The organism is Actinomyces johnsonii, from assembly GCF_006546835.1.
Classification (GTDB): domain Bacteria; phylum Actinomycetota; class Actinomycetes; order Actinomycetales; family Actinomycetaceae; genus Actinomyces; species Actinomyces johnsonii.
In genome coordinates, this window is record NZ_VICB01000019.1 from 65,347 (window position 1) to 77,103 (window position 11,757).

Genomic DNA, 11,757 nt, shown 5'->3' on the forward strand with positions numbered 1-11,757 from the left:
GGAACGGAGGAAAACCATGTCTCGTATTGGACGGCTCCCCGTTCCGGTCCCTGCCGGAGTGGACGTCACCATCGACGGCCAGGATGTGACGGTCAAGGGCCCCAAGGGCACCCTGTCCCGCACGATCAGCGAGCCCCTGAGCGTCACCCGCCAGGAGGACGGCTCCATCCTGGTCACGCGTCCCGACGACGAGCGCCGCTCGCGCTCGCTCCACGGACTGTCGCGCACCCTCATCAACAATATGGTGATCGGCGTCACCGAGGGCTACTCCAAGAAGCTCGAGATCGTCGGCACCGGTTACCGCGTCGCCGCAAAGGGCCAGGGCATCGAGCTCTCCCTCGGCTTCTCCCACACCGTGACCGTCGAGCCCCCCGAGGGCATCACCTTCACGGTCGACGGCAACTTGAAGATCACCGTCTCCGGTATCTCCAAGGAGCAGGTCGGCGAGGTCGCGGCGAACATCCGCAAGATCCGTCCGCCGGAGCCCTACAAGGGCAAGGGCGTGCGCTACGCCGGCGAGAACGTGCGCCGCAAGGTCGGAAAGGCTGGTAAGTGACCATGGCTTACTCGATCAAGAGGGGCAAGGGCAATTCACGCGCCATCGCCCGCAAGATCCGCCACCAGCGCGTGCGCAAGCACATCTCCGGTACGCCCGAGCGCCCCCGCCTGGTGGTCACCCGGTCAAACCGTCACATGGTGGCTCAGGTCGTGGACGACACCATCGGCCACACCCTGTGCGCCGCCTCCACCCTGGAGGAGGCCGCCAAGGGCGTCGAGGGCCACAAGGTGGGCGCCGCCCGCAAGGTCGGCGAGCTCATCGCCGAGCGCGCCAAGGCGCTGGGCATCGAGGCAGTCGTGTTCGACCGCGGCGGCAACAAGTACCACGGCCGTGTCGCGGCCGTCGCCGAGGGCGCCCGTGAGGGCGGCCTGAAGCTGTGAGCACTAAGACGACGAGAAAGCAGAGGAACATCTGATGGCTGCACCGCAGCGAGACAGGTCCGCGTCGTCCGACGGCTCGGCCCAGCGCGAGAACGACGAGCGCCGGGGCGAGGGCCGCGGCCGCCGCGACCGCAACAACGACCGCCGCGACCGTGGTCGCGGCAACGACGACAAGTACATCGAGCGCGTCGTCACCATCAACCGCGTGTCCAAGGTCGTCAAGGGCGGCCGCCGCTTCACTTTCACGGCCCTCGTGGTCGTCGGTGACGGCGAGGGCACCGTCGGCGTGGGCTACGGCAAGGCGAAGGAAGTCCCCGCCGCCATCGCCAAGGCCGTCGAGATCGCGAAGAAGAACTTCTTCCACGTCCCGATGATCCGCCGCACCATCCCGCACCTGGTTCAGGGCGAGGACTCCGCCGGAGTCGTCCTTCTGCGCCCGGCGTCCCCCGGTACCGGTGTTATCGCCGGCGGCCCGGTGCGCGCCGTGCTGGACTGCGCCGGTGTCCACGACATCCTGTCCAAGTCGCTGGGCTCCTCCAACGCGATCAACATCGTGCACGCCACGGTGGACGCCCTCAAGCAGCTCGAGCAGCCCGAGGCCGTCGCGGCCCGCCGCGGCCTGCCCCTGGAGGACGTCGCCCCGCAGTCCATGCTGCGGGCCCGCGCCGAGGGCGAGGCCGACAAGCGCGCTCAGGCCGAGAAGCAGGAGGCCGAGAAGGCCGCTGAAGGAGTGGGTGCGTGATGGCTGAGTCCGCATCGAAGCAGATGACCAAGCAGCTCAAGGTCACTCAGATTCGTTCCGGCATCGGGGGCACCCGCCGCCAGCGCGAATCCCTCAAGACCCTTGGCCTGCGCAAGATCCGCCAGTCCGTCGTGCGCGAGGACACCCCCAGCGTGCGCGGTCTGATTGCCACGGTGCACCACCTGGTCGCCGTTGAGGAGGTCTGAGATGGCTGACACCGAGAACACGCAGGAGGAGAAGGTGCGCATCGTCAAGCTGCACCACCTGCGTCCCGCCCCCGGCGCCAAGAAGGCCAAGACCCGCGTGGGTCGTGGTGAGGCGTCCAAGGGTAAGACCGCCGGCCGTGGTACCAAGGGAACCAAGGCCCGCTACCAGGTCCGTCCCGGTTTCGAGGGTGGCCAGATGCCGCTGCACATGCGTCTTCCCAAGCTGCGCGGCTTCCGCAACCCCAACCGGGTCGAGTACCAGCCGGTGAACGTCGGCCGCATCGCCGAGCTGTTCCCCGAGGGCGGCACGGTGACCGTGGAGGACCTCGTCGCCAAGGGCGCGGTTCGCAAGAACCAGCTCGTCAAGGTCCTCGGCGGCGGTGACGTCACCGTGGCCCTGACGCTCACGGTCGACGCCTGGTCCGGCTCCGCCAAGGAGAAGATCGAGGCCGCCGGCGGCACCATCACCGCGCGCTGAATGTCCGGACGTACCTCGGCGGTGCAATGACCCCCGCTGAGGAACGGCGATGACGAGCAGCGATACGCTGTTGACCCCGGCGGCCCAGGGAAACCTGGGCCGCCGGGGTCTTTCGCGCTCCGACGTCGAGCGGCATGAGCGGCTAAATGGTGGCCGGAAGCAGATTGCGGTGGTCTGTGGCGGCCTGCGGGAGCCTGTAGATGCCCTAAGGGGCTCATAGTGGGGTGCGCTGGATCACCCGATGGTGCAGAACAGGGGAGGGACGTGACAAAACCCGCACCCCATCGGCGTTGCGGGGCTGTCTCAGCGCCCAGGCCGGGGCATCGGCGGGGTAGTCTGGGGCGAGCGCAGCTCCCCTGCGCTCGACCTTGCTGCCTGCAGGGCGAAACCCAACCCCGAGTCCACAGGAGATCGAGTGCTCAGCGCGTTCACCCAGGCGTTCAGAACGCCAGACCTCAGGGCGAAGCTGCTCTTCACCCTTGGCATCATGGCCCTGTTCCGGCTCGGGTCGATCCTGCCGGCGCCCGGTGTCAACCTGGCCAACGTCAAGACATGTATCGGTCAGACCCAGGACCAGGGCTTGCTCAGCCTCGTCAACGTCTTCTCCGGTGGTGCGCTGCTCCAGCTGAGCGTCTTCGCGCTGGGCATCATGCCCTACATCACCGCCTCCATCATCATCCAGCTTCTGCGGGTGGTCATCCCCCGCTTCGAGGAGCTCCACAAGGAGGGCCAGGCGGGCACCGCCAAGCTCACCGAGTACACCCGCTACCTCACCATCGGACTGGGGCTGCTCCAGTCGAGCACCATCGTGGCCACCGCCTCCAGCGGCCGCCTCTTCCCGGGCTGCACCGCTGAGATCATCCCCGGCGGCTCGGTCATCACCATGCTGCTCATGATCATCACCATGACCGCCGGCACCGGCCTCATCATGTGGCTGGGCGAGCTCATCACCGAGCGCGGCATCGGCAACGGTATGTCCCTGCTGATCTTCACCTCCATCGTGGCTCAGTTCCCCTCCAACATGTTCTCCATCGCCGGCGGCAACGGGGGTACGGCCAAGTTCCTCATCGTCGTGGGCGTCGTCCTGGTCGCCACCCTCGCCGTCGTGTACATCGAGCAGGCCCAGCGACGCATTCCCGTGCAGTACGCCAAGCGGATGATCGGGCGTCGCCAGTACGGCGGTTCGACCACCTATATCCCGGTCAAGATCAACACCGCAGGCGTCATCCCCGTCATCTTTGCCTCCTCGATCCTGGCCATGCCCCAGCTCATCGCCGGCTTCGGCGATCAAAGGAGCAAGTGGGTGCAGTGGATTATGACGCACCTGCAGCAGACCCACCCGGTCTACCTGACCGCCTACGGCTTCCTCATCCTTTTCTTCGCCTTCTTCTACACGGCCATCACCTTCGACGCCGAGGAGATCGCGGACAACATGAAGCGCTACGGCGGCTTCATCCCCGGCATTCGCGCCGGCGAGCCCACCGTGCGTTACCTGTCCTACGTCATTAACCGCATCACGACGGCGGGCTCCATCTACCTGGTGGTCCTCGCCCTCATCCCGACGCTTGCCGTGATCTGGCTGGACCTGTCCCAGCACCTGCCCTTCGGTGGAACCACTATCCTCATTATGGTGGGTGTGGGCCTCCAGACGGTCAAGGAAGTCAACTCCCAGCTGCAGCAGCGTCACTATGAAGGGTTCTTGTCATGAGCGCACGCATGGTTCTTCTCGGTCCCCCCGGAGCGGGCAAGGGCACCCAGGCCGCCCGGATCGCCGAGCGCCTGGGCATCCCGGCCATCTCCACCGGAGACATCTTCCGCGCCAACGTCGCCGGCGCCACCGAGCTTGGCACTCGGGCCAAGGCCTACATGGACAAGGGCGAGTACGTGCCCGACTCCATCACCAACGCCATGGTCGCCGACCGCATCGCCCAGGCCGACTGCGAGGGCGGCTTCCTGTTGGACGGCTACCCACGCACCACCGCCCAGGTCGGCGAGCTCGACTCCATGCTGAAGGACTCGGGCCTCGCTCTCGACGTCGTCATGGAGATCACCGCCGACGCCGAGGCCGTCGTCGCCCGCCTGCTCAAACGGGCCGGCGAGCAGGGACGCGCCGACGACACCGAGCCCGTCATCCGCCGCCGCCTCGAGGTCTACGCCGAGTCCACCGCGCCGCTGGCGGGCATCTACGCCGAGCGCGGCCTGCTTGTCCAGGTCGACGGCATGGGCGAGATCGACACCGTCACCGGCCGCATCATGGAGGCCCTCGCCGCCCGCGGCATCACAGCCTGAAGCCCGGCCTCTCCGGCGGGCCGTCCGCTCACGCGGACGGCCCGCTCGCGCATGTCCCGGCCCGTTCCGGCGACTCCGGAGCGCCCCGGCAGTCCCTTCCCGCCACCACAGGAGGCAGCGTGCTCTCACGCGAGCAGATCCAGATCAAGACCCCCCAGCAGATCCGTCTCATGCGCCGGGCCGGGCTCGTCGTCGCCGACATCCACACAGCCCTGCGCGAGGCGGTGCGCGCCGGGATCACGACCGCCGAGCTCGATGCCGTCTCGGCCGGCGTCATCGAGGCCGCCGGCGCCCATTCGAACTTCCTGGGCTACCATGACTACCCGGCCACCGTGTGTATCTCCGTCAACGACGAGGTTGTCCACGGCATCCCCGGCGAGCGGGTCCTCGACGACGGCGATCTCGTCACCTTCGACTGCGGCGCCTACATCCTCGACGACAATGGCACCCAGTGGCACGGCGACGCCGCCTTCACCACCGTCGTCGGCGGTCACTACCGCAGCGGGACCGACCGGCTCGTGGACACCACCACGCGCCGGGCCCTGTGGGAGGCCATCGCCGCCGTCGCCCGCGCCGCGGCGGGGGAGGGGAACGGACGCGAGCTGCGCCTCAACGCCGTCGGTGACGCCGTCGAGGCCGTGGTGGCGGATGTGGCCGAGCGCGAGGGCCACGAGCTGGGGATCCTCCAGGAGTACGTTGGCCACGGCATCGGCACGAGCATGCACATGCCCCCCGACGTCCTCAACTACTCGGTCAAGCAGCGCGGGCCGCGGCTGCGCCCCGGCATGGTCCTGGCCATCGAGCCCATGCTCACCGCCGGCAGCCCGGAGACGCGAGAGCTCGACGACGGCTGGACCGTCGTCACCCGGGACGGTTCCCACGCCGCCCAGTGGGAGCACACCGTGGCCATCGTGCCCGGCGGCGTGTGGGTCCTCACCGCGCCCGATGGCGGCGCCGAGGGGCTGGCCCCCCACGGTATCGAGCCCAGGCCGCTGAACTAGCCAGACGCGCTGCGTTCGGTCGCCGGTCGCCGTCGGGCGGATTACCGCTTTATCGGGGCTATTGCGGTCACGTCGGCAACCGCGGCGGTGTGTCGGGAAACACCGCGTCATCTCGCCATCTAGCATGGTGGAGCCCGGGCCGTCTGCCGTAAAGTTATCCGCTGGACGCGCGTCCGTCGATAACTCATGCCCTCATACCGCATCCGAGGCCCTGGAAACTTGGGCCCGCCCGTGGTAGGGCCTCTGCAGCGGCGACCGCGACTGCCCGGCGACGTCGTCGTCGGGGTGAACTCGAGCGAGAAAGCACCGATGGAGGAACATGGCTAAGAAGGACGGAGTCATCGAGGTCGAGGGATCGGTCGTCGAGGCCCTTCCGAACGCGATGTTCCGGGTGGAGCTGAGCAATGGGCACGTCGTGCTCGCGCACATCTCCGGAAAGATGCGGCAGCACTACATCCGCATCCTCCCCGAGGACCGGGTGGTCGTGGAGCTGAGCCCCTACGACCTCTCCCGCGGCCGAATCGTCTACCGGTACAAGTGACATGTCGGCTCTCAGAGCCGGCGGAGGAACATCATGAAGGTCAAGCCGAGCGTCAAGAAGATCTGTGACAGCTGCAAGGTGATTCGTCGCCACGGCCGCGTCATGGTCATCTGCGAGAACCCGCGGCACAAGCAGCGTCAGGGCTGAAGTCCCGGCGTCGGGCCGCCCAGAGACCTGGACGGCCCTTTCCAGCACCCATCCCAGCGCACCCGTTCGGCGGGTCCGCAACCCCCGGTTCTCGGAGGCCGGGGCCACCAGGCGAGGTGGGGGAGGTGGGTGACGACCTCCGGGAGCACACAGGAGAACCACACCGTGGCACGCATTTCCGGTGTCGACCTGCCTCGCGAGAAGCGAGTCGAGGTCGCACTCACCTACATCTTCGGGATCGGACGCACCCGCGCGGACGAGACCCTGAAGGCGACGGGCGTCAACCCCGACACCCGCGTCAAGGACCTCACCGAGGAGGAGCTGGTCAAGCTCCGCACCCACATCGACGGCAGCTACCGCGTCGAGGGCGACCTGCGTCGTGAGGTCCAGGCGGACATCCGCCGCAAGATCGAGATCGGCTGCTACCAGGGCCTGCGCCACCGCCGCCACCTGCCGGTGCACGGTCAGCGCACCAAGACCAACGCGCGTACCCGCAAGGGCCCCAAGCGCACCGTGGCCGGTAAGAAGAAGGCCAAGTAAGCAGCAGCTCGCGCCCCGCCCACCTCGGGGCGCAGTGACGACCTCATCACGAAGAAGGAAGAATGCCTCCCAAGACCCGCGCCGCCGCGCGCAAGACGCGCCGCAAGGACCGCAAGAACGTTACCCACGGTCACGCCTACATCAAGTCCACCTTCAACAACACCATCGTCTCCCTGACGGACCCGCAGGGCGCCGTCATCGCCTGGTGCTCCTCCGGCCAGGTCGGCTTCAAGGGCTCGCGCAAGTCGACCCCCTACGCCGCCCAGCTCGCCGCCGAGGCCGCCGCCCGGCGCGCCCAGGAGCACGGCATGAAGAAGGTCGACGTCTTCGTCAAGGGCCCCGGCTCTGGCCGCGAGACCGCGATCCGCTCCCTTCAGGCCGCCGGCCTCGAGGTCGGCTCGATCACCGACGTCACCCCTCAGGCCTTCAACGGCTGCCGCCCGCCCAAGCGCCGCCGCGTTTGAGGCTTCACGGGGACGACGGCGCAGCCGGTGCTGCGTCGTCGTCTCACCACGTCCCGCCCGACCGGCGGGGCACGGAGTAGGACCGGCCGGGCGGGCCGGCGGCTCCACCCATGAGGAACGGCGTCATATAGCGGGCGCCGCGACGAAAGGAAACCACGTGCTCATTGCACAGCGACCCACGCTCACCGAGGAGGTCGTGGTCGAGGACCGCCGCTCGCGCTTCGTGCTCGAGCCCCTCGAGCCCGGCTTCGGCTACACGCTCGGCAACTCCCTGCGCCGCACACTGCTGTCCTCCATCCCGGGGGCGGCCGTGACCAGCGTCCGCATCGACGGGGTGCCCCATGAGTTCCGCACGATCCCCGGGGTTAAGGAGGATGTCGCCCAGATCATCCTCAACATCAAGGAGATCGTCCTGTCCTCGGAGAACGACGAGCCGGTCGTCATGTACCTGCGAAAGTCCGGCCCGAGCGAGGTCACCGCCGGTGACATCACCCCGCCGGCCGGCGTCGAGATCCACAACCCCGAGCTGGTCATCGCCACTCTCAACGAGAAGGGCAAACTGGAGATCGAGCTAACGGTCGAGCGCGGCCGCGGCTATGTCTCCGCCAACCAGAACAAGGACCCCAACGCGGAGATCTCCCGCATCCCGGTGGACTCGATCTACTCGCCGGTCAAGAAGGTCTCCTACGCCGTCGAGGCCACCCGTGTTGAGCAGCGCACCGACTTCGACCGTCTCATCGTCGACGTCGAGACCAAGGCCTCCATCACCCCGCGCGACGCCCTGGCCTCCGCCGGCAAGACGCTCGTGGAGCTCTTCGGCCTGGCCCGTGAGCTCAATGTCGAGGCCGAGGGCATCGAGGTCGGCCCCTCGCCGATCGATGAGGCCTTCCAGCAGGACCTCGCCCTCATGATCGACGAGCTCGACCTGCAGGCCCGTTCCTCCAACGCCCTCAAGCGGGAGGGCATCCACACCGTCGGTGAGCTCGTCTCGCGCAGCGAGGCCGACCTGCTCGACATCCGTAACTTCGGTGCCAAGTCCATCTCCGAGATCAAGGACAAGCTGGCCGAGCTGGGGCTCTCCCTCAAGGGCTCCCCGGTTGACTACGTCTCGGACGACGACTACGCCAACCCCACCTTCAGCGACGAGACCCAGGCCTGAGCCGGCTCGTTATTCACCTAGGAGACAACCATGCCTCGCCCCACTAAGGGTCCCCGCCTGGGCGGCAGCGCCCAGCACGAGCGCCACCTGCTCGCCAACCTGGCCACGCAGCTCATCGTCCACGAGTCGATCAAGACCACGGAGGCGCGTGCTCGCCGCCTGCGCCCCTACGTCGAGAAGCTCATCACCAAGGGCAAGCGCGGCGACCTGCACGCCCGCCGTACCGTGCTGAAGAAGGTGACGGACAAGTACGCCGTCTACCGCCTCTTCGAGGAGCTCGCTCCCCAGTTCGAGGGCCGCGAGGGCGGCTACACCCGCATCATCAAGACGACCCCCCGCAAGGGCGACAACGCCCCCATGGCGGTCATCTCCCTGGTGCTGGAGCCGGTTGCCCGCAAGGAGATCGTGGATGACGCGATCACCACTGCCAAGAAGGCCGCCCAGAAGGCCGTCGCCGACGAGGACAAGGCTGCCAAGGCCGACCGCGAGAAGGCCGGGGAGAAGACGGACGAGGCTGAGAAGGTCGAGTACGCCGGCGCGGTTCGTCTCGAGGAGAGCTCCACGGACGCTCCCGACGACGATCACCTGGTCAAGGGCAACGAGGACTCCATGAAGTACCACGTTCCCGGTTCGCGCTGGTACGACGCCACGGTCGCCGAGGTCTGGTTCGCCAGCGCCGAGGACGCCGAGGCCGCGGGCTTCGCCCCCGCCGGCGGTGCCGCCGCCCAGAAGGTCGAGAAGTGAGCCAGAGCTGACGTTCTGAGTTAATGCTCTGGGGAGGGTCGGTCACCCGATGGTGACCGACCCTCCCTGTGTTTGCGTGAGGGGCGACCGGTGCTGACCCAGATGAGTTAGTCGTTGCCCGTCTCCATCTCCTCAATCTGTTTGAGGACGCCCGCTCGTTCCTGGCGAATGCGAGTGGCCTACTCCGGCTCGTCGAAGTGTTCCAGAATACTAGCGCGGGTGTTGAGACAACGAATGAAGTCTCGGCTGAAAGTGTGTGGCTCGCTGCGGACCAAACCGTGGTATATATCAACGGCTTCCTGCACGGTTTTGAGAGCTTCGTCGTGCTGCCCGTCCTCGTCCAGGCGGAGGGCGAGGTTGCTGAGAGACTTGGCGAGTTCGGGAATGTAGGTGGCTGGGCTATGATCAGCGAGGCGCCGGTAAAGGCTGATGGATTCCCAAATGGTGGTAAGGGCCTCGCTACGCTGGCCGACCTGAGATAAGTAGATGGCCAGGTTGTTAAGGGACATGGCGAGGTCGGGGGCGTAGATGGCCGGGTTCTGATCAGCGAGGCGCCGGCGGATACTAACAGCTTTTCGTGCGGTTGTGAGAGCTTCGTCGCGCTGCCCGTCCTCGGCCAGGTACTTGGCGAGATTGTTCAGGGATGTGGCGTAGTTAGGGTCGTATACTTTCCGATCCTCGCGAGCTAGGTTGTGGTAGTAGTCGGTGGCTTCTTGTGCGGCCTCCAGAGCTTTGCCCCGTTGCCCGTCCTCGGCTAGGCGGAGGGCGAGATTGTCGAGGGATATAGCGAGCTTAGGGTTGTAGGCGGTTGGGTTGTGCTCGGCCAGGGTCCTGCGGATGGAGACTGCTTCCTGGGCGGTCTGGAGGGCCTCGTGCCGCTGCCCGTTGCTGGCCAGGTAACTGGCGAGGTTGTTGAGGGAGCCGGCGAGGTCGGGGGTGTAGGCGGCTGGGTTGTGCTCGGCCAGGGTCCGGTAGAGCTTGGTGGCTTCCTGGGCGGTTTCGAGGGCCTCATCGCGTCTCCCTGAGGCAGCCAAGCATCTGCTGAGTGACAATCTCCGTGAAGCGTAGGTCGCTCGATCGGTTTCAGAGGCGTCCTCTGTCGGTCGGCTGATATCGGCCGCGCGCTGGGCCAATTCACATTCTAAGAAGGCGGTTAGGTATCCACCTTTGGATAGGGCCTGTTCCGCCTTATGGGCCTTGTCTGGCTCGACGTGAGAGCGCACAGCGCTGAAGAGCTTGGCGAAGCCTGTGGCGAGATCGGGGCTCTGGGAGTCGACGACCTGCGCCTGAACTGCCTGAGTGACCTCCACCAGCACGTCGTTGAGAATCTGTCCGACGTTCTCCTTGAGTCGAGGAGCTACTGAGGAGCGCTCCAAAACGGTCCAGGTTCGTAGGGATGACGTTCCTACTCTGCTCGGGGACAAAAGCTCTCGGAGAAGAGATGCTAGGTTGTTAGCTTCGGAGACAACGAGGTGCTCACCGATGCGGTCCGGCTCAAGGTGTTCGCACCACAAGGCTGAGTGCCCGTTACTGTTCATGTGGGGTGGGTAGCAGTCTCTCAGCCACTTGGCCAGGTCCTTGATGTTCTCGCCGGGATTGGTCGGAAGAAGTTGGAGAAGGCTGATGGCGTCCTCCCCATCCTGAATATCGGTGAGCGTAGCGGCGGCCACTGCCTGGCGCGCCAGTTCCCGATTGAGGGATTTTCGCTTCTCATCCTGAGCGTCGGTGGGAGTTGCTGCAGCTTTTCTCTGTTGATCTCGGTCGGTATTGACGGCGAGGTTTGACGGCCAGTGTTCGGCCCAGTAGCGCTCCTCATGGCGAAGAACTTCCTCGAACAACTCACCCGGGGAACAGCCATTCCGAGAATTCGGCAAGGGGCGTGCGTTCAGGAAGGCGTCGACTGTGACGAGAAGGGGCTGCGAATACATAGGATCACTGAGCCGCCCAGTAAGGTCGGCCGAAGGTAGTGAATCAGGAGAGTTGGTGAATGACCTGTACGCCTGAGTAAACAGTTCTCTTCGTTCTGTGTCCGATAATTCTTCATCGTTGAGTATGATTGTTGAGGCTTCGTCAAGAAGGCGATTGAGTCCTTCATTCTGGGATTCCTGTGGGCGAAGAGTGTCAAGCCACTCATTGGAACTTCGATGGGTGACAGGAAGTGGCGACGGCCGGCGGACCAGGAAGACAATCCGAACTCGCTGCCACTTCAAATCATTGGATGCGCGGAGAACGGCGTTGATGACCTCCTCCACTCTGTTCCGTCGGGCCTCGGCGTAGTCGACCACGAGCAACAGTGACGAAGTGTCGTCGTTGGACGAAGTGTTGTCGGACTTCTCGATTCTCCGGAGGAATCCGGCTTTCCAAGCGCTAGTACCTCGATGGCGAGCGTCCGGGTGAGTGAGACGTCGGCAGAGTTCCACGCCGAGGCGAGTCTTCCCAGATCCGCCGTCGCCGCCCAGAACGTGGATCGCAAGTTGCTCCTTGCTTCGTGCCCACGTCTCCAGGCG

15 protein-coding genes are annotated in these 11,757 nt (G+C 66.0%); 14 read left to right on the forward strand and 1 reads right to left on the reverse strand.

Annotated elements, in window-relative coordinates; translation table 11 throughout:
• Positions 1-16: 16 nt before the first annotated feature.
• From rplF to rplQ, 14 genes are all read left to right on the forward strand, one after another.
• Complete coding sequence (gene rplF / locus FK256_RS11085) at positions 17-556, forward strand: 50S ribosomal protein L6 (RefSeq protein WP_009233265.1); 540 nt, start codon at positions 17-19, stop codon at positions 554-556.
• Between the two features lie 2 nt (positions 557-558).
• Positions 559-939: a 50S ribosomal protein L18 gene (gene rplR, locus FK256_RS11090; protein WP_009233266.1), complete on the forward strand. Its 381-nt coding sequence runs from the start codon at positions 559-561 to the stop codon at positions 937-939.
• Between the two features lie 34 nt (positions 940-973).
• Positions 974-1,681: a 30S ribosomal protein S5 gene (gene rpsE, locus FK256_RS11095; RefSeq protein ID WP_003781868.1), complete on the forward strand. Its 708-nt coding sequence runs from the start codon at positions 974-976 to the stop codon at positions 1,679-1,681.
• Positions 1,681-1,887, forward strand: a complete 207-nt coding sequence (gene rpmD / locus FK256_RS11100) for a 50S ribosomal protein L30 (RefSeq protein WP_009233267.1) — start codon at positions 1,681-1,683, stop codon at positions 1,885-1,887. The genes rpsE and rpmD overlap by 1 nt, the downstream gene beginning before the upstream one ends.
• A gap of 1 nt (position 1,888) precedes the next feature.
• The gene (gene rplO / locus FK256_RS11105; protein ID WP_021607692.1) at positions 1,889-2,365 is read left to right on the forward strand and encodes a 50S ribosomal protein L15; all 477 of its coding nucleotides are present in this window, start codon (positions 1,889-1,891) and stop codon (positions 2,363-2,365) included.
• 415 nt (positions 2,366-2,780) lie between these two features.
• Positions 2,781-4,073, forward strand: a complete 1,293-nt coding sequence (gene secY / locus FK256_RS11110) for a preprotein translocase subunit SecY (RefSeq protein ID WP_009233270.1) — start codon at positions 2,781-2,783, stop codon at positions 4,071-4,073.
• Complete coding sequence (locus FK256_RS11115) at positions 4,070-4,654, forward strand: adenylate kinase (protein WP_211343569.1); 585 nt, start codon at positions 4,070-4,072, stop codon at positions 4,652-4,654. Before secY ends, FK256_RS11115 begins: the two co-directional genes overlap by 4 nt.
• A 119-nt stretch (positions 4,655-4,773) precedes the next feature.
• A complete protein-coding gene (gene map / locus FK256_RS11120) occupies positions 4,774-5,655 on the forward strand; it encodes a type I methionyl aminopeptidase (RefSeq protein ID WP_141424796.1) in 882 nt (293 codons plus the stop codon).
• Between the two features lie 319 nt (positions 5,656-5,974).
• Complete coding sequence (gene infA, locus FK256_RS11125) at positions 5,975-6,196, forward strand: translation initiation factor IF-1 (protein WP_003781847.1); 222 nt, start codon at positions 5,975-5,977, stop codon at positions 6,194-6,196.
• Between the two features lie 33 nt (positions 6,197-6,229).
• A complete protein-coding gene (gene rpmJ / locus FK256_RS11130; protein ID WP_003781903.1) occupies positions 6,230-6,343 on the forward strand; it encodes a 50S ribosomal protein L36 in 114 nt (37 codons plus the stop codon).
• A gap of 165 nt (positions 6,344-6,508) precedes the next feature.
• A complete protein-coding gene (gene rpsM / locus FK256_RS11135; protein WP_009233273.1) occupies positions 6,509-6,883 on the forward strand; it encodes a 30S ribosomal protein S13 in 375 nt (124 codons plus the stop codon).
• Positions 6,884-6,945: 62 nt separating this feature from the next.
• A complete protein-coding gene (rpsK, locus tag FK256_RS11140) occupies positions 6,946-7,347 on the forward strand; it encodes a 30S ribosomal protein S11 (protein ID WP_003781888.1) in 402 nt (133 codons plus the stop codon).
• A gap of 157 nt (positions 7,348-7,504) precedes the next feature.
• On the forward strand, positions 7,505-8,506 hold the full coding sequence (locus FK256_RS11145; RefSeq protein WP_009233274.1) for a DNA-directed RNA polymerase subunit alpha: 1,002 nt from the start codon (positions 7,505-7,507) through the stop codon (positions 8,504-8,506).
• A 30-nt stretch (positions 8,507-8,536) separates the two neighbouring features.
• Positions 8,537-9,250 (forward strand): 50S ribosomal protein L17, sunset domain variant, encoded by a 714-nt coding sequence (rplQ, locus tag FK256_RS11150; RefSeq protein WP_141424797.1) that lies wholly within the window; start codon positions 8,537-8,539, stop codon positions 9,248-9,250.
• Between the two features lie 179 nt (positions 9,251-9,429).
• On the opposite strand, the gene FK256_RS11155 is transcribed toward rplQ, so the two are convergent.
• The gene (locus FK256_RS11155) at positions 9,430-11,535 is read right to left on the reverse strand and encodes a tetratricopeptide repeat protein (RefSeq protein WP_244936388.1); all 2,106 of its coding nucleotides are present in this window, start codon (positions 11,533-11,535) and stop codon (positions 9,430-9,432) included.
• Positions 11,536-11,757: the final 222 nt, after the last annotated feature.